Annotated in this window: 11 protein-coding genes and 1 tRNA gene; 3 read left to right on the forward strand and 9 right to left on the reverse strand. The window is 67.5% G+C overall.

What is annotated here, in order from left to right; translation table 11 throughout:
• Window positions 1–6 precede the first annotated feature (6 nt).
• The 4 genes from AB0N89_RS08810 to AB0N89_RS08825 form a co-directional block, all read right to left on the reverse strand.
• Window positions 7–843 carry a LytTR family DNA-binding domain-containing protein gene (locus AB0N89_RS08810; RefSeq protein ID WP_364201998.1) on the reverse strand — a complete coding sequence of 279 codons (837 nt, stop codon included), beginning with the start codon at window positions 841–843 and terminating at the stop codon, window positions 7–9.
• A gap of 149 nt (window positions 844–992) precedes the next feature.
• A complete protein-coding gene (locus tag AB0N89_RS08815) occupies window positions 993–1,946 on the reverse strand; it encodes a glycoside hydrolase family 16 protein (protein WP_364201892.1) in 954 nt (317 codons plus the stop codon).
• A gap of 186 nt (window positions 1,947–2,132) precedes the next feature.
• Window positions 2,133–2,978, reverse strand: coding sequence for a S49 family peptidase (locus AB0N89_RS08820; RefSeq protein ID WP_364201895.1), 846 nt, complete (start codon window positions 2,976–2,978; stop codon window positions 2,133–2,135).
• Window positions 2,979–2,997: 19 nt separating this feature from the next.
• A complete protein-coding gene (locus AB0N89_RS08825) occupies window positions 2,998–4,293 on the reverse strand; it encodes a histidine kinase (RefSeq protein ID WP_364201898.1) in 1,296 nt (431 codons plus the stop codon).
• A gap of 170 nt (window positions 4,294–4,463) precedes the next feature.
• Between AB0N89_RS08825 and AB0N89_RS08830 the strand changes: the two genes are divergently transcribed.
• Complete coding sequence (locus AB0N89_RS08830) at window positions 4,464–5,588, forward strand: serine hydrolase domain-containing protein (RefSeq protein ID WP_364201901.1); 1,125 nt, start codon at window positions 4,464–4,466, stop codon at window positions 5,586–5,588.
• On the opposite strand, the gene AB0N89_RS08835 is transcribed toward AB0N89_RS08830, so the two are convergent.
• The 3 genes from AB0N89_RS08835 to AB0N89_RS08845 all read right to left on the reverse strand — a co-directional run bounded on the left by AB0N89_RS08835 (window position 5,589) and on the right by AB0N89_RS08845 (window position 8,608).
• On the reverse strand, window positions 5,589–6,452 hold the full coding sequence (locus tag AB0N89_RS08835) for a DNA-formamidopyrimidine glycosylase family protein (RefSeq protein ID WP_364201904.1): 864 nt from the start codon (window positions 6,450–6,452) through the stop codon (window positions 5,589–5,591).
• A 32-nt stretch (window positions 6,453–6,484) separates the two neighbouring features.
• The gene (locus AB0N89_RS08840) at window positions 6,485–6,925 is read right to left on the reverse strand and encodes a hypothetical protein (protein WP_005161585.1); all 441 of its coding nucleotides are present in this window, start codon (window positions 6,923–6,925) and stop codon (window positions 6,485–6,487) included.
• Window positions 6,926–7,030: 105 nt separating this feature from the next.
• Entirely contained in the window at window positions 7,031–8,608 is a 1,578-nt protein-coding gene (locus AB0N89_RS08845; RefSeq protein WP_364201907.1) for a sigma-70 family RNA polymerase sigma factor, read from the reverse strand.
• Between the two features lie 197 nt (window positions 8,609–8,805).
• Between AB0N89_RS08845 and AB0N89_RS08850 the strand changes: the two genes are divergently transcribed.
• Together AB0N89_RS08850 and AB0N89_RS08855 are read left to right on the forward strand one after the other, a co-directional pair.
• Window positions 8,806–8,878 (forward strand) — tRNA-Gly (locus AB0N89_RS08850).
• 313 nt (window positions 8,879–9,191) lie between these two features.
• The gene (locus AB0N89_RS08855; protein ID WP_364201910.1) at window positions 9,192–10,949 is read left to right on the forward strand and encodes a hypothetical protein; all 1,758 of its coding nucleotides are present in this window, start codon (window positions 9,192–9,194) and stop codon (window positions 10,947–10,949) included.
• A gap of 75 nt (window positions 10,950–11,024) precedes the next feature.
• Here the strand turns inward: AB0N89_RS08855 and AB0N89_RS08860 are convergent, their stop codons facing one another.
• Window positions 11,025–11,525, reverse strand: coding sequence for an immunity 26/phosphotriesterase HocA family protein (locus tag AB0N89_RS08860; protein WP_364201912.1), 501 nt, complete (start codon window positions 11,523–11,525; stop codon window positions 11,025–11,027).
• Window positions 11,485–18,363, reverse strand: coding sequence for an RHS repeat-associated core domain-containing protein (locus AB0N89_RS08865; RefSeq protein WP_364201915.1), 6,879 nt, complete (start codon window positions 18,361–18,363; stop codon window positions 11,485–11,487). Before AB0N89_RS08865 ends, AB0N89_RS08860 begins: the two co-directional genes overlap by 41 nt.
• Window positions 18,364–18,407 lie beyond the last annotated feature (44 nt).

Genomic DNA, 18,407 nt, shown 5'->3' on the forward strand with positions numbered 1-18,407 from the left:
CCGCCGCTACGTCGACCGGTTGGCGCCGACCAGCCGGTCCTTGAGCGCGCGCGTGTGGCGGCGGCTCACCGGCAGCACCTTCTCCTCGTTGCCGATGACGACCTGGTAGCCACCCTGGCCCATGCGCAGTTCGGTGATCAGGGGCAGCGAGACCAGGAACGACCGGTGGATCCGGACGAAACCCGCCTTCTCCCAGCGTTCTTCGAGCTGAGCGAGCGGGATGCGGACCAGGTGGCTGCCGTCGGTGGTGAACAACCGGGCGTAGTCGCCCTGCGCCTCGACCCAGCGGACCGAAGAACGCGGGATCAGCTTCGTGGTGCCCGCGAGCTCGACGGGGATGACCTCGTCGTCGTTCTTGACCTGCCCCGGGCCGCCTTCCTGGCCGAACTTCGGCGCGGCGTTGGCGGCGAGTTTGTCGATCACGCGGGTGATCGCGCGGTCGAGCCGATCCTGCTGGTACGGCTTCAGCACGTAGTCGAGCGCGCCGAGGTCGAAGGCGTTGACCGCCTCTTCCGCGTGCCCGGTCACGAAAACCAGCGCCGGCGACGGGCGCAGCGCGGCGAACACGCGGGACATCTCCATCCCGGACAGGCCGGGCATGTCGATGTCGGCGAACACCGCGTCCACGATCGGCAGGCCCCGCGCTTTGCGATCGGCCAGCCTCGGGTCGTCGGCGGACAGCAGGCGCAGCGCCTCCGAAGCGTCTATCGCCGGATAGACCAGGGCGACGTGCGGGCTGTTCCGGAGACAGTGGACGAGTTCGTCTAGCCCTTTGGGCTCATCGTCCACCGCCAGGACAATGAGCTTCCGGGTGTCATCGTGAGCACTCACAGTGAGACGCATCCTGCCCATTGCAGGGTTCCTTGTCCAGCCCGCTTCACGAAAGTCGAACGAAAAGGACGGCACCGGCACCCCCGCGCCTGGGGTTGCCGGTGCCGCCGTCTTTCCGGTGACACGAACCGCCTAGCCGTGCCACGTCTGGAGGTCGATGCTCAGGCGCCGCGGGTCAGGACCGTGACGTAGTCGACGAGCATCGGATGTCCCGGCTCGATCCCGGGTCCGGGGGTGGTGGTGCCGGAGTCGTTGTTCGGGAACGCCCCACCGATCGCGAGGTTGAGCAGCACGAAATAGCCCGCGTGCTCGGTCATGTTCGCCCAGGTGGTCGCGTCGACCTGGTTCTGGGCCACCGAATGGAACTGCTGGCCGTCGACCAGCCAGCGGAACGCGTTGGGGCTGGCGCTCGTGTCCCATTCGAAGGTGTACGTGTGGAAAGCGCTCTGGCAGCTCGCGCCGGGGCAAGTCCGGCTGCCGACGAGACCCGTGGTCTCACCGCACGGGCCGCCGGGGTTGACGCCGCAGTGCAGCACGCCCCAGACCGAGTTGACCCCGTTGACGTTCTCCATGATGTCGAATTCGCCGACGGCAGGCCAGTTCCAGTAGTTGCCGCGATACGGCGAACCCAGCGCCCAGAACGCGGGCCAATAGCCGAGCGCCGCGGCGCCGGTGACGTTCGGCATCTGGACGCGCGCTTCGATCCGCAGCGCGCCGCCCTGCGGTGGTTTGAAATTCGCTCGCTGCGTTTCGATCCGCGCCGACGTCCAGTTGCCCGCGCCGTCACGCAGTGGCGTGATCCGCAGGTTGCCGGAGCCGTCCTGGGCGAGGTTGGCGGGATCCGCCGTGTAGTTCTGGATCTCTCCGGTGCCCCAGTTGGCGGGGCCGCCGGGATAGGAGTGGCCGGTGTCGACGATCCAGTTCTCGTTCGACGGGAGCGAACCCGCGGCGCCGGTGAAGTCGTCGCTGAACACGGTGGTCCAGCCGGACGGCGGGGGCGGGACGCTGGCGGACGCCGGGAAGGCCAGCGGGACGGCCAGCAGGGCGGCGCCGAGCGCCGAGCCGAGCGCGGTCTTCCAGCGACTCCGGCTCCGGCGGGGAGAAGTAACGGACATCGGGCCTCCTCGTCAACATTGTCGAGGTTTGTTGCCGTTCACAACAAAGCGGTATGTCCGATATGAGACCTGGTCTGAACCACTTGCGCCTACCACCGTTCGGGTGAATCCACTCCCGTCCCGAACGCCATGAACGGTCCGTTCCTTGCGAAATTTGCAAGGAACGGACCGTTCATGGCGTTCGGGTCAGAGGCCGAAGCGGCTCCAGGCGGCCTTGTGCTGGACGGCGTCGAGCAGCGCGCTCGCCGCGGCCGGGGCGCCGATGCCGAGCCGTGCCAGCAGCGGCTTCTTCGGTTCGGCGATCGCGATCTCGGCGTCCGGGAACCGCTCGGTGATCACCTGGCGGAGGCTGCCGACACCGTCGATCAGGCCGAGTTCGACCGCGCGGGCACCCAGCCAGACGTCCCCGTTGAACAGGTCGTCGGAGCCGGACAACCGGTCGCCGCGACGCTCGGTGACCCAGTCGACGAACAGTTCGTGAAGCTGGCCGTGCATCTTCTTCAGCCACTCGACGTCTTCCGGCTTCTCCGGGCTGAACGGGTCGAGCCGGGACTTGTTGGCGCCCGCGGTGTGCAGCCGTCGCTCGATGCCGAACCGCTCCAGCAGGCCGGTGAACCCGAACCCGCCGCTGATCACGCCGATGGACCCGACCATCGACGTCCGGTGCGCGTAGATCTCGTCGGCGGCGCAGGCCAGCCAGTACCCGCCGGACGCGGCGACGTCCTCGGCGAAGGCAAGGACCGGCACGTTCTTCTCGTCGGCGAGCTGACGGATCCGCTCGGCGACCAGGCCCGACTGCGTCGGCGCCCCGCCCGGCGAGTTGATCTGCAGCGCGACGGCCTTCAACCGCTCGTGCGCGAACGCGCGGGTCAGCGCCGACTCGACGGCGGCGAGATTGATCGACCCCCTGGCCAGGGGTGAGGGGGTCGGCGTGATCACCCCGTGCAGCTTGACCACGGCGACGACGTCCTTGCGCTCACCCCGTTCGCCGATCATCGGGAGACGGGAGGTCAGCTTGTCCGCAACGCTCATACCCCCAGGTTACCGACGTTCAGGAGGGCAGCACGCCGCTGCGCGAACCGCTCACCCCGCTGGACTCGTTCGAGCCGCCCTGAGGCGGGACGGCGGCGCTGTCGGCGGAGAAGTCCGGCAGGTTCGGCCGCACACCGGGCATGAACTTCGGCACCCGCAGGGTCACCTTCATGCCGGCGCCGGGCGCCGTCTCGACCATGAGCGCGTAGTCGCGGCCGAACACCTGCTGCATCCGCTGGTTGATGTTGCCGAGGCCGACGTGCGCGCCGGTGCGGTGCTGGCTGCGGAGGTCCGCGAGTTTGGCGGGCTCCATGCCGATGCCGTCGTCCTCGACGCTGATCAGCGCCTCGGCGCCGTAGTCCTCGGCGATCACCGTGACGCAGCCGCCCGAAGGCTTCGACGCCAGACCGTGTTTGACGGCGTTCTCCACCAGCGGCTGGATGATCAGGAACGGGACGACCACCGAAAGCACCTCGGGCGCGATCTTCATCCGCACTTCGAGGCGTCCGCCGAAGCGGGCGTTCTCGATGGTCAGATACCGGTCGATGTTGCGCAGTTCTTCGGCGAGTGAGGTGAACATGCCCGACGTCCGGAACGAGTAGCGCGTGAAGTCCGCGAAGTCCTGAAGCAGCTCTCGCGCTTCCTCCGGGTCCGTCCGGATCAGCGACGAGATGGTGTTGAGCGCGTTGTAGACGAAGTGCGGCGAGATCTGCGCGCGCAGCGCCTTGATCTCCGCCTGCTGGAGCTGGTTCTTCGATTCGTCCAGGCGCGCGAGCTCGAACTGGGTGCAGACGAACTGCGCGACCGCGTCGGCCATCTGCACCAGCCGCCCGCGGGTCCGCCCGACGACCAGCAGCGCCGCCTCGGTCTCGCCCTCGACGATCAGCGGGACGATCACCGCGGTCCGCATCCGGCAGGTGCCGCGGTGGTTGCACGGCATCTTGTCGTGCGCGACGACCTCGCGGCGGTGCTTGCGGATGGCGTTGCCGATGGCGTCGACGAGGTCGACGTAGTGGTCGTTGGCCTCGCCGTCCCAGGACAGCAGCGTGCCTTCGCTGTCGGTGATGCCGACGGCGACGCAGTCGAGCATCTCCAGCAGCTGGCTGGTGATCTTGTCGGCGACCTCTTCGTCCAGCCCTTCGCGGAGGTCCGGGGTCGCCTTCGACATGCGGTGGACGGCCTGCAACACGGCGTTCTCCACGATGCTCGCGGGACGCCTCAGCTTGATCAGCAGGACGACGACGAGGACCGCGAGCAGCGCCGCGACACCCCACGGGATGATCTGCGCGATATCGAGCCCGGACACGGCGTCCATGCTCTGCGCTCGACCAACCGGGTGCAAGGCCTGCTCCCCACTTTCCGTTGAGTTGTGACAACTGAGGGTGGGGCCGACCCTACCCAAGGCCGGGGTGTTCTCCCCATGGTCACTCCCCGTCGCCCGGCGGAAGACTGTGCGCAGGCAATCGCTTCCGGGGGAGGAACACAATGCGCGGATCGGGGAAACTCGCGGCGGGCGTGCTGGCGGGGGTCCTGCTGGCGGGCGCGTCGTCGGGGACGGCGGCCGCGACCGGCGATCCGGTGCGCGCGGCGGTCGGGAACCTGGTCGCCGCAGGGGGTTTCCCGGGAGCGGTCGCCTGGGTCCGGAACGGTGAGGCGGTCTCGCGCTTCGGCGCCGGGTACGCGAACCCGGCCACGCGCGAAGCCGCGGGACCGCGTCATCGGTTCCGGATCGCCAGCAACACCAAGGCGTTCGTCGCCACGGTCGTCCTGCGGCTGGCGGGCGAAGGCGCGCTCTCGCTCGACGATTCGATCGAGCGGCGGCTGCCCGGCGTCGTGCGAGGACCGGGCTACGAACCGGAAAAGATCACCGTGCGGATGCTGCTGAACCATACGAGCGGCGTGCACGATCCGCTGGATCCGCACTTCTTCGACCCGTACCTCGTGGACGGGAACCGGGCGCACGTCATCACGCCGTCGGAGGTGATCCGGCGGTCGCTCGTCGATCCGCCGTCGTTCGCGCCCGGCACGAAGACGGACTACTCGAACACGGGCTATCTGTTGCTGGGCAAGGTGATCGAGAAGGTCACCCACACCGACGTCCGCGAGGAGATCCAGCGGCGGGTGCTCGATCCGCTCGGCCTCGGCCGGACGTACTTCCCGCTCCGGTCGCCGTTCCTGCGAGGACCGCATCTGCACGGGTACGACCTGGGCGGACAGGACATGACCGTGTTCAGCCCGTCGTACGACTGGACCGCGGGCGCGATGGTCTCGACCGTCGACGATCTCGCGAAGTTCCATCGCGCGCTGCTGGCGGGACGGCTGCTGGAACCCGCGCAGCAGGCCGAACTCGTACGGCTCGTGCCGTCCGGCAAGGCCGGCGCGTACGGCGCCGGTGTCGAGACGCTCACCCTGCCTTGCCCGGGCGGGCCGAAGAGGATCTGGGGCAACACCGGGGCCGGGCCGGGGTTCTCCAGCGTCTCGATGAGCACCGAGGACGGCTCGAAGCAGATCGTGCTGGCGCTCACCGTGTACGACCTCGCGAAGGACGTGGCCCACGAGGACGCGCTGCCGAGCAGCCCGGTTCCGGCGGTCGCGGCCGCCCTCTGTTGATCACTTGAGCAGGCGCGACATCCGCCGGTCGGCCAAGGGCTTCCCGCCGGTCTGGCAGGTCGGGCAGTACTGGAAGGACTTGTCCGCGAACGAGATCTCGCGGATCGTGTCGCCGCAGACCGGGCATGGCAGCCCCGTGCGCGCGTGCACCCGCAGCCCGGACCGCTTCTCGCCCTTGAGCCGGGCCGCGGATTGGCCGACCGAACGGGTCACGGCGCTGGTCAGCACCTCGCGGATCGCTTCCGAAAGCCCGTCGAGCGCTCCTTCCGACAGTTTTCCGGTTGTCGCGTAAGGGGAAAGCTTCGCCAGGTGCATGATCTCGTCGGAGTAGGCGTTGCCGATCCCGGCGATCAGCGACTGATCGGTCAGCGCCGTCTTCAACCGTTCGGTGCGCCCGGCGAACAGCTTTTCGAGCCCTGTCCGGTCCAGCGAGAGCGCGTCCGGCCCGAGCCTCGCGATACTGGCGACCTCCTTCTCCGGGTCGCGCACGATCCAGACCGCCAGGCCCTTCTTCGTCCCGGCCTCGGTGAGGTCGAAGCCCGGCCCGGCGGCCGCGTCGAGGTGGACGCGCAGCGAGATCGGCCCCTTGCCGGGTTTGAGCGGCGTCGGCGACAGCGCGTCGGACCAGCGCAGCCAGCCCGCCCTCGCCAGGTGGACGACCAGATGGAGATCACCGGCGACGAGGTCCAGGTGCTTGCCGAAACGGCCGGCCCCGGTGACCTCGCGGCCGTGCAGCTCGGTCCACGGCGGTGTCGCCGTCTTCAGCACACTGAGGGACGACACGTCGACGCGGAAGACCGTCTTGCCCACCGCGTGTTCACGCAGGTGGTGAGCGAGCGCTTCGACCTCGGGTAACTCGGGCATGGCCCCAGTCTCGCGCGTTCAGGCCGCCGCGACTACTCCACCGGGTGCAACGGGCCGTCGAAATCCGGCAGCGAGTGCTTCTGGATGGTCTTGGTGATCTTCGAGACCTCGCCGCGCACGGTGAACATGCCGCGGATGGTGCCCACCCAGCGCTCGGACGGCCGGTCGCCCGCGAGATCGCCCTCGGTCTCGGCGACCACGGTCCACGGACGGCGCAGTATCCACCGCAGCGGGAAGAACAGCGCGATCAGCAGGAGCGCGAGCGGAACCCACGACGGGATCATCACGTCGGCGGGTGTCCACATGATGAGCACGATCGCGAGCAGCGCCGTCACGGCGATCATCGCGATACCCGGGCCGTAGCTGCCCGCCACGTCGTGCTCGAAATCGTCCGCTGTCGCGGGAGCACGCCATTCCATCTGGGCTCGGACCACCCAGTCACGGCCGTCCTCGCCGTGCACCAGCCGGTTCATTCAGTCGCCTCCCGCGCGGCCGCTCGCTCGTCGTGAGCGAGCTCCACCGTACCGTGACGGCGGCCGGATTCGCGAGCGTTCCAGGGCGATATGCCCGCTTGGGCGTTACGGGCACGTCGGGTAGTCGACACCGGGTTCCGGATAGTGAGAAGTAGGTTTCACCGGGCTCGGCTCGTCTTCCGACGGCTGACCGGACGACGTCCCGGTGCTGCTTTCGGGAGTGCCCGTCACCGGTGAAGAAGACCCTTCCGGGTCAGTCGTCGACTTCGGCGTGTCCGACTTCGGCGTGTCCGACTCCGAAGGCCCGGTGGTGTCCCGGGTCGTCGTCGTGGTCGGGTGCAGCGACTCGTCGGTGGGGCTGAGCGATTCCCCCGGCGGGATGTCGTCCCGTTTCGTGGTGGTCTGGTTCGTGCCGGTGTCCGGGACCTCGTTCCGCGGCGAGGTCACCTCGTGCAGCGGCTTACCTTCGGACTCGGACGGCTGCCTCGCGCCGTCACCGCCGCCGGATTCCTTCCGCGGCGTGCCCTCCCCCGGCAGGCTCGGCATGTCGGACGCGCCGAGTTCGGCACTCGGCCCCCGCCCGGTCTCGGACGGCTGGGCACCGGAACCCTTGCCGTGCAGCTGGTCCTCGGCGATCCGCTGCGGCGGGATCTCGATCGGCTGGTCGTGCGCGGGCGGGGCGACCTGCGCCGGCAACAGCGCCAGCTCCGGCAGCCCGCCGCCGGACAGGCCGACGGTGTGCGAGACGTCGGTGCCGAACACGGCCGGACCGGCGACGATCCCGACCGCGCCCGCGGCCGCCGTCGACGCCACCGCCAACCCGACCTTCACCTTCGACCCGAGCAGAAGGCCCTTGACCGACGCGGCGAATCCGGACAGCGCCCCGCTCGCGTGGGCACCGGCCGCCGCCGGCAGCAGCAGCGCCACCACACCGGCGTGCGCGCGCAGCGAAGAACAGACATCACGCAGCTCGTCGTGCGTCGCCCGGCAGGACTGGCACGCGATCAGGTGGGTCTTGATCCGGCGTGCCTCGGCCCCGGTGACGCTGCCCGCGGTGAACCCGCCCAGCTTCTCCACCACCGCCCGGCACGAATCCGGCCCGCGGTTCACCGACAGATGCGCCTGGAGATAGGCCGCCCGCAACCCCTGCCGCGCCCGCCTCGCCAGCGCCGCCGTCGCGTTCGCGCTCAACCCGAAATGCGGCGCGACCATCGCCGGCTGCTCGCCCTCGACCTCCGTCTGCCACAACACCGAACGCCAGCGCTCCGGCAAACTCGTGAAGGCGGTCGTGATCAGCGAATGCTCGGCCGTACGGGCGTGCGTGTCCGCCCCCGCCCCGGCCCGGAAAGTCAGCTCGTCGTCGCTCACCGGCACGTCACGACGCGCGCCGTGCCACTCCCACGAGACCCGGCGAGCCACCGTCAGCAGGTACGCCCGCACGTAATCCCGCGGCCCGGCACCCCGGCGCAACGCCTGGAGCACCCGGAAGAAAGTCTCGGCCGTGATGTCCTCCGCCTCCGACCGATCGGAGGCCAGACTGCGGGCCAATCGCCGCACCGCCGCGGCGTGAAGTTCGAAGAGCTCCCCGAAGGCGGCGTCCTCCCCATCACGGAGACGCTGGAGCAATGCCTGCTCGTCGGATTCCGAGGCCGCCTGAAGCGGCACCGTGCCCTGCTCGGTCATCCGGCCAGGCACCTCCTCCCCGAAGGACTCACCATTCGGTCGAATGGGGACACCATACGGAGGTATGCAGCCGTCGTCACCCCTTGTACGCCAGGTGTGACACCGAAGCACCTGGAGGGGTGGGTCAAAACAGCTACAGACGGTCGGTGTATGGTTGTCCCACTGCTTCAAACGAGTGCCGGAGCAGAGCAAGACATGCGGATGTAGCGCAGCTGGTAGCGCATCACCTTGCCAAGGTGAGGGTCGCGGGTTCGAATCCCGTCATCCGCTCGCATGCGGGCGCAGTGTGTCCAGGGAACGCCTGGACCAGGGCCTGCTCACCATAATTCCCGGGGGGTCGAGCCCCCCGGACCCCCACGTCGCTTGTCTCTCACCTTTTCGGGTGGGTATGTGGCACGTGGGGTTTTTTGGTTTTCTTCCCTTTGGTCTCTGATCTTGATGGTTACTACGTGCTACATGATCGGTGAGCGGAGTCACACGACCGTAGTAATTCGGATTTGTGCATATGTCGACCTGCTGGCGGCGGGCGCCACCTGGGGGTTCGGTACTTTGTGAACCGGATCTTCGAGGTGGGGAAAGACGGATGAGCGAGAGCGCGCGCGACGGCGGCACCGTCGCGACCATGGAAGCCGAGCAGCGGGCATCTGAGCCCGGCAAGCCCGCGAAGCGAGGCCTGCTCGACAGACTTCCCTACTGGGCCCTCTGGGCGCTGACCGCGGTACCGATCGTATTGTCGATCACCGAGGTCCTCCGCGCCCCCAAGATCAACCACGCCGACTACTGGGTCGTCCTCGGCCTGACCGCCGACAAGAGCGGCAACCTCGACGTCACCCAGCTGTTCCACCTCTACCACGAACACCCGATCGTGCTGGTCGGCCTCGTCTTCTGGCTCGACGCGAAACTGTTCGCCGGGACCCAGCCCCCACTCGGCTTCCTCAGCGTCATCCTCGCTGCCGGCATGTTCGCCGCGTTGTGGAGCATGCTCCCCCGCACCCTCACCGGCCTGCGCCGCGCCGGCGTCGTCGCCGGACTCTCCGGCCTGGTGTTCTCCGCGGGCACGGTCGAGTACTTCGGCGACGGCATGATGGGCGTCCAGTGGCTCCTCGGCCTCGCCCCCGCCGTCATCGCGATCGCCTTCGCGCACCGCGGCAAGCTCGTCCCCGCGTTCCTTTTCGCCTTCATGGGCAGCCTCGGGCACGGCGTGGCGTTCCCGGTCTGGATCGTACTCGCGCTCGTCCTCTGGCTCCGCGGCGAGAGCCGGGTCAAGACCGCCCTACCGCTCGGCCTCGGCCTTGTCGTCTTCGTCCTCTGGCGGATCGCGCCGTGGCCGCCGAGCTACCAGAAGCCGAACGTCGTCGGCGCCGACACCTACCTCGGCGCGATGACCAGCACCATCGGCCAGTCCTGGTCCACCAAGTCCCCCGATCTCGCGTTCCTCGCGGGCGCGCTGACCGTCGGTCTCTTCGGTGTCCTGATCGCGGCGGCCGTGAAGCAGCGGCTCACCGCCAAGACCGAGAACTTCACCGGCACCCTCGAGGGCCCGGCTCCGGTCGCGGCCGTCGCGGGCTGGTTCGGGCTCGCCGCCCAGGTGACCTTGAACGGCGCGATGATCGGCGTCAGCCGAGGCGGCTACAACGCCACCGAAGGCATGTCGTCCCGCTACGTCGGGATCGGCCTTTTGGGTGTCTGCGCGGTGCTCGTGCTGCTGGTGACTCGCGGCCCGCGCGCGGTGCGGCTCAAGGCGATCCCGCTGGCGCTGGTGATGGCGCTGTGCGTCTACGCGATCGGGAACACGGCCGCGGGCGCGACCCGCTACCGGTACGCCTACCAGCCGGTCCTGGGCGTGGCGATGCAGGTCAACGCAGGCAGCGTGATGAGCAAGATGTTCGCCTACCCCGATTTCCTGGAGCAGGAGCGGGCCATGGGCATCTACCCGTTCGTCCCCGACTTCACCCTGGGCTGCGGCGCGGGCGGACCGGAACTCGGAACGACCGTCGACCTCGCCAAGGCCGTCGAACTCAAGGGCCCCGGCTACGGCACCAAGGACACCGCCGGCGCCGTCGACACCGCGCCGGTCACCGGCGACAAGCAGATCAACGGCTGGGCGCTCATCGGCGGCAAGCAGGCCCAGTGCATCCTCATCACCGACGGCGCGGGCAAGGTCGTCGGCGGCGGCACGGTCGGTCTGCCCCGCGACGACATCTCGCAGTTCATGAACGGCACCGGCCGCTCGGGTTGGCAGGCCGTCGCGGCGCCGGAGGTCAAGGACCCGGTCGTCCTCGCCTATCTCGACGGCACCTACCACCGCATCACCACGATCAAGGACGCAGGAAAGGGCTAGAGCGCGGACGTTTTGCACTAAAGAAGACAGGCAGGTCCTGCCAGATTGAATCTGACAGGACCTGCCTTTGGCGATTTAAGAACCAAGGAGACGAGTAAGCTTAATCTCTACAAAGCCTGCCCCTTCGAGGCCATCTTGCGGAAGCAGCCTGCACTCACTCGGATCAAGCCGCTCCTCCCGGGAAAATGTGAGCGAATCAGCGTCGTAAACGACACGGATACCCCCATCCCTACAGAAGTCGGGAACATTCCATTGGGATGGATCCCATGATTCCACCCTCCCTACGACTGGCCAATTCTCTCGAATAAGCCCGAGGTCGCCGCACCGGCAGACCTTAATCGCCGAACCAACCTCGAATTCGCGCACCTTCGACAGGCTTTCGATGGACTCCAAACGCGGACCGAAAAAATAGCCGAGTACGATCCCCTTACCATCCGACCTGGCTACCACGCCGAGCGCGTACCCGTGATCACGAAGAGGTACCGCGAAGATGTCTCCTGGAGAATACGGCAAATTTCGGGCCACGTTAACCACCTTACCCTGGATACAATTTGGCCAAGAATCTTCCGGCAGCATCCATGTAATTGTTGTAATTCCGGTTCTTTACATTGACTCCGGCCGTTCTTCTAACGCCAGACATTGTAGGCCGCCCATTGAGCATCCAGACGATTTGCTCCAAGCCGCGCTGCTCCCTGTAGACGTCTGTGCGATATTCGGCCTGGAACTTGTAGTCTGCGGTGTCCTTCCCGCGGGCGTGCTCACGTTCTCTCCGCTGCAAGTTATTTGTTCGCCCGGTTCTGACGACATTGTCATCCGCATCCCGGAGCGTATAGACACCACCTCGGGCACTAGGGCCGCCTCCACAGTTGTGCACCAGGACCGGAGTCTGTCCGGCCACCACATTGTACGTGTGGACGTTGTCGACGGTGAGGTTGTGAACGCGACCCTGGGTGTCCCAAGTCCGAGTAGCAGTGACCTGCGCCCACGTGCCGGAGCTGATCTGTAGCCAGCTTCCGACCGTCAGCTCGTCGGCGGGGATCCACTTCCGCAGGTCGGGAGCCCAGAACGGATGGCCATCAGTGGCCACGATCGGCGCTCCGCCGTCGATGCCGATCTCGACCAGATGCTTCTGCCCCTCGCCGATGATCGTGGCGACGACCTTCCGAGCCGTGGTCTCACCGGTCTCGGGGTCAGTAGCCTGCACCTGATCGTCAAGCGTGACCTCTTCGATCGGCTTCGCCGTGTCGTCCGACATCAAAACCTGGGTGCCAGGGACGAAGCTGTTGCAGCCCGAGTCGCTCGCCGCGGCGGCACCACCCATGGCCGCGGCCGCAGCCCCGACGACGCCCTCGCCCTCGCTTACGGCGACGACAACTTGAACCGCGTTCGCCGCCATCTCAGCGTCGGCGAGGATCCGCTCGGTGTCGGCGATGACCTTCTGGGCCTTCTCCACTTCACGGCCGAAGGTGGCCAGTGCCCGCGCGCCCTTCCAGAAGCTGGCGACGATCTCGCCGACCTTCAGGATCTTGCCCCAGGGGATGAAGTTGAGGAGGGTGCTGATGCACGAGCCGACCGAACCCTCGATGCAGCCCATGATGTCGTCCCAGCCGATGAGGCTCTTGATCAGCTCACCGGCCGCGTCTATGAAGACGTCCCATTTGGACTTCTTCATGACGGCTTGCGCTTCTTTGTAGGACTTCTCGTTGTAGCCCCGCTTGGCCTTCTCCTGCTGCGCGGCCGCGTATTTCTTGCCCTGCGGCGACGACGGGGAGCTGGCCATGACGGTGCAGCTCTTGCTGTTGCCGCAAGAGGCCGCCTGTTCGGTGCCTTCCCGGCAGAACAGGCCGTCTTCGCCCATGTGGAAGCAGGCCGACATGCCGGACGGGTCCGTCATGGTCACCGGTGAGTTGTTCGCGTAAGAGTACGGGTTCCACAGCTGCGGAACCGCCGGATCCAGCACCGGGTCGGTCTTGGTGAACCTGCCCAGCGCTGGGTCGTACTCGCGTGCGCCGAGGTGGGTCAGGCCGGTCGCGTCCTGGTAGCCGCCGACGAAACCGTGCTTGTCCGGCCAGGTGGACGGAGCGGGGCCGCGCGGGTTGCCGAAGGGATCCATGTAGCGCTGGGTGGGAGTGAGCGTCCCCGCGGAGATCGCCAGGCCGTTCGTGCCGTGGAGATCACCGAGCATCCACTTGAGGGCGGAGCCGCCGACTCGCACCGCGACCTGGGCTCCTCCGTGCTGGTAGAAGCGGGTCGCCGAAACACCGGTCGTGCCGGTGGTGATGACCAGTTCGAGGTCGCCGATCGCCAGCGTGGTCCCGGTCGGAGCGCGGGTGACGAGCCGGTTGCCGTCGGCGTCGTAGAGGTACTTGCTCTCCCCCGTCGGCGACGTGACGCCCTCGGTCCTTCCCTCGTGGTCGTAGGTGAACGTCTGCGTGTCACCGCCGACGTTCCGCGTCAGCGTCGAACCGGCTTGGTCGTAGGTGTAGCTGCTCGTCGAGGTCCCGTTCGGGCCGCTCTTGTCCACCTTCTGCAAAGCGTGCGGTTTGACGGCGGTCGGCCCGGCAGCCGGGTAGGTGGACGTGCTCGTCACGTCGCCGGTCGACTTGTGGTCGACCTCCTTCGTGCGGTTCCCGGTCTTGTCGAAGGAGTAGGACTTCCAGTACGGCGCTGCCCCGCCGAGCGCGGAGGCCGACTTCGCCGTCGCGCAGTCACCCGAGGACGGGGTCCACGCTTCGGTCATCCGCCGCTGGTAGTCGTACTCGAAACACTGGGTGTCGGCCGGCGCACCTGACGGAGTGTCGGAGATCTTCGTGACGTTGCCGGCCGGGTCGTACCCGTAGGTCCGGTTGGTCAGCTGCGATCCGATCTGGGTCGCCCGGTTGACGGTGGTCGTCTGCGGGCGCCGGGTGACCTCGTCGTAGGTCTGGGTCACGCCGACGTTCACGGAGGACTTCTCACCGTCGAACTGCATGCGGGACATCTCGTTGAACGAGGTGTAGTCGGTCTTCGACACCAGGTTCGTGGTCGTGCCCAGAGAGTCGATCGCGTACGTCGTGGACGGCAGCCCGAGCTCGTTGTACGTGTGCCGTACGTGTTCGAGCGGCAGGTTGCCCGCCTTCGGGCTCACCGTGGAGGCGATGGCACCCGTCGCCGTGTAGGTGGTGCCGAACTCATAAGTCCCGGCCAAGCCCTTCTCGACGGCCGGCACATCGACGGCGTTCTTGGTCGGCCTGCCGTACTTGTCGTACGTCACGACACGCGTGGTGTACGCGTCCGTGCCCACCCAGCGGGTCGAGGAAGCAGGCAGACCGATGCCGTTGGGAACGGTGTCGTAGGTCCAGCCCGCCAGTTTGGTGCCTGTGGCCGAGTCCGCGTTGGTCTGCGTCTTTCGGCCGAGTTTGTCGTAGGTGTAGAAGGTGGCTTTGCCGCGGGAATCGGTGGACGACGTCAGCTGCCCGCCGTCGTCGTAGGTGTAGGTCGACTCTCCCGCGTCCGGGTCGGTCTGCCGGACCTTGCGGCCGCGCAGGTCGTAACCGGTCGACCAGACGTTTCCGGCCGCGTCGGACATCGACGTCATGGCGCCCGCGGCGTTGTACGTGTAGTTCGTGACGTCGGCCGGATTCGCCGCTCCCGGTGTGTACCCGTTCGTGTAGAGCAGTCGCTGGACGGTCTGCCCGTGGACGTCGGTCACCACGGTTTGCGGTGACGCGCCCCGAGGCGGGATCGTCGTGACCCGGTCGCCGCCGTAGATGGTCGACGTCTGCCACTGCTTGACGCCCTTCGACATCAAGATCGACGCCGTCGCGCGGGCACGGCTGTCGTACTCCGTCACGGTCTGGTTGAACACCGTGTTGTCCGCGACGGTCACCAGCTTCGCGACGGGCCCGGAAGCGTCGTTGAAGTAGCCGTTGTTGCTCTTGAACGGAAGCCCGCGTGAGTCGTAGACGGTGTCACTGATGATCCGTCCACCACCGGACGCGACGGACTGCGCCTGCCTCGTCCGCCCGAGCCCGTCGTAGATCGCGTACGACGTCGTGTATCCGCCGTTGTCCTGCAAGGCTTTCGTCGCCACCGTCGTGGGGACGGCGGTCGGCGAGGTCGCCGCGTCGGTGTACTCGAAGGTCGCTGTCGCCTTGTCACCGTCGAGTTTGCTGCGCCCCGGATTCCAGACCGCCGCCTTGCGCCCCAGCGCGTCGTAGGTGATGTCCGTGCGCACCTTGTTCACGTCGACCGAGAACACCGGGTTTCCCCGCGCGGGTTCCTTGGTGGTCGTCGTGACCCAGCCGAGGGGGTTCGTCACGGCGACCTCGGTGACCTGTCCTCCGGCGCTGTGCGTGTACGCGGTCTTCGTCACCGCGCCGGCCACGTCGGTCGACAGCACTTCACGGCCGTAGGCGTCGTACTTGTTCGTCGCGGTGGTCAAGAACTTCTTGCCCGTGGCGTCCCAAGCGCTCAGCGTGTCGGTGCGCGTGATGTTGCCCGCCGTCGGCGGAACACCGAAGGCCTGCTCGTCATAGGAGACCTGGGCGTTGGTGATGACCGTGGACGCCGTCGCCGTACCGGCACAGGTCCCGGCGAACATCACGACTTCACTCGACTTGTCGAACATCCCCGCGGCGTTCGGGACGTAGGTCGTCTTGGTACAGGTGTCGTCCGTGGCGACACCGAGGTCGCCGAGGTCCTCCTGCTCGATGACGAGGCCGTTGTCGTTGAACTTCTTGTTCACCTGGTTGCGGCGATAGGTCTTGCCGTCGGACAGCAGGGTGCGGCCCCGCACCGTCGCGGTGTCCACCGAATGCGCTTTGAGCAGGCCGTCCGCGCTCGTCGCCGTCGGGCCGCGGACCCAGGGGTCGTTGATGGCCGAGTTGTCGACCGTCGTCGTCCCGGGGAGATAGGTCCTGGACTCCCGGAGGAACCCTTGCAGCGGATCCTGATCGACGATCGTTCCCTTTTCGGAGTCCTCGACCGAGACCGTGCGCTTGCCGCCGTCGGGCAGGTGGTCGCCGTCCATCCCGCGCAGATACACCGACTCCGTCACTGTCTGGGTGGCGGACGGATGACCGACGGACGTCCGGACGACGCCGTAGCCACGCCATTGGCTCCAGGTCTTCCGCTCCTTCGGCGTGAACTGGCCTTCGTCGTAATGCCACGCGGCGTCGCCGATGTAGTCGTAGTGCGTCTTGACCGCGACGCCACCCGCAGTCAGGTCTTCTTCGGAAATGTCCGTGACGACGTACTTGTGGAACCAGTCGAGGACCGGGTCTTTCGCCGCCGGAGGGCTCCAGAACGACGCGTAGCAGCGCATCGTGTCCGTCTGGGGTGACGCGGGCATGCGTGACCCCGCCACGCAATCAGGGCCGGAGTAGGCGACGCCGATCCGCCCGCCGGTCTCGGTCCTGATCTCGTTGACCCGGTAGCGGGTGATCGGCGAGTACTTGTCGCCGACCGTGTCGACCCGGTTCGCGAACATGAATCCGCCGAACGTCGTGGCGGGGAGGGTGATGCTCCCGCCACCGCCCTTCCCGGTGTGGGTGACCGAGGACAGCCACAGCGCAGACGGGGAGGCGTCACCCGTGCCGGGGAACGTGTGGGCCAGGTTCCAGACGTCGACGTCGGTCTGGGTGCCCGCGTTGTTGTACTGCGTCCGGACCGTGGTCAGCCGTTTGCGGGTGAAGAACGCCGGCGACCCGTAGTCGCATGGTTTGTCCTTCGCGCAGATCTGTTCGGACGGGACGTCCGGCCAGGACGAGGCTGTCGTGGAGTTCAGCTGCTCGGGGGCACAGGTCACCGCTCCGGAAGGGAGGCAGCGCTCCGCGGTTTCGAAAACGACCTGGTTGGTGGGCGCGGAACCGTAGACACTGCCGTCCTTCAGCCGCAGGCCGTATTCGATCCGCAGCGGATACCCGCCGGCGGTGTACTCGGTTCCGGCGGTCGTGACGTTCTGGTTCAGCCCGTAGTAGTTGATCTCCGGCTGGTAGTAGTACGTGCTGGCGTTCCCGTGCGGGTCCACCACGTAGTCCAGGTTCCAGCGCCACGGTTGACGGCACGACGAGCCGGCGAAGTTGCCGGGCTTGAAGCAGGCTTCGCCGTCGTTGTTGCCGAACACCGGGACCGTCCAGGTGGACTGGGTCTCGGCTTTGCCGGACGACCACCCGGGCGGGCGGTTGAGTCCCAGGAAGTACTGGGTCCCGTCGCCGGTGGTGACCTTCCAGTGCTGTCCGTCCTGGGCGTTGTTGGCGGCCCCGGTGAGCAGTTCGATCTTGGAGCCGTCGTCGTTCTTCGGCCGCCACTGGTTCGTGCCGGCGAGCTTGATCAGCTCCGTCGACTTGCCCCCGAGGACGAGGGTCGCGTTGTCGATCCCCCAGCACTGGTCGCCGGTCTTGGTCTGCCCGTTGTTGCCGCCGAGGTCCTCACTGCACGGCAGGTAGTTGCGGACCACGTAACCGCCCGGCGTGAAGTCCCATCCGTCGCCGACCCAGGACGCCTGGTTGTTGGTCGCGGAGGTCAGCCCGTCGACGCCGCTGGACGAGTACGAAAGCGCGAGGCTCGGCGCCGCTCCGCTCGGCGCGGACGGGACCGCGAACGGATAGTTGTAGGAGAAGCTTCCGGAAGAACCGCCACTGGACCACGACCCGGCCGCCGACAACGGCTGGGCGGAAACATTTCCGCTGGAGCCGCTCGCCGCGGCTGTCACCGCGAAGACCCGAGGTGCGTTTCCGGCGGCCGCGACATCCGCCGAGACCTGCCGCGTCTTGCCGTTGTTCACCGTTCCGGGAACCGGGGTCTTCGTCCGGCACTCGGCCTTCTCCGGCGTCACCAACGCACAGACCGGCAGTTCCACCAGCTGCAGTCGATCGGCCCAGCCGCCCCCGTAAGCACTCCCGAAGGCCCGGTAGTCGACCGCGACGTTGACCGGCTCCGCTCCCACGCCGGTGTCCGTCACGGAAAGCACCACGCCGCGGAGTCCCAGTGCGTCGCTGATTTTCTGGTCGGCGACACGTACTCGGACCTTCGGGGCAGGCCCTTCCTTCTTGGCGGCGGCCGTGTCCCTCGCCTTTGCCCAGCCGACCTTCACCGGGGTGCCGTTCGCGGCGTTCTGGACACCGAGCCCTTGCGGCTGCCGACTGTCGCGCGCTCCGGCGAGCACTTCGACCTCGGCTTCCGCCGCTCCCGGCCAAACCGGTGGAGTCAGCTTCGCGTCAGGCAACACCGGCGGCGGCGACGGCGGGGCGACGAGTGGCGTGACCGGGACACTCTGGTCCTTTTGGCCCGGTCCGAGCGACCAGCCCGGCGCCCGTCCCTTGCTTTCGAGCGCGATCGCCGAGCCACCGGACGCGAGCATGATCGCGGTCACGGCTAACGAGGTGACGCGGGAAAACCGGCCGATGCGGGTCCAGCGGGTTTCTTTACGCATGACGAAGCCTGCCCAAAGTTCGGATGGAGCGTCTGCCGAGCCGG

The sequence above is a fragment of the Amycolatopsis sp. NPDC089917 genome (genome assembly GCF_040684635.1).
Classification (GTDB): Bacteria; Actinomycetota; Actinomycetes; order Mycobacteriales; family Pseudonocardiaceae; genus Amycolatopsis.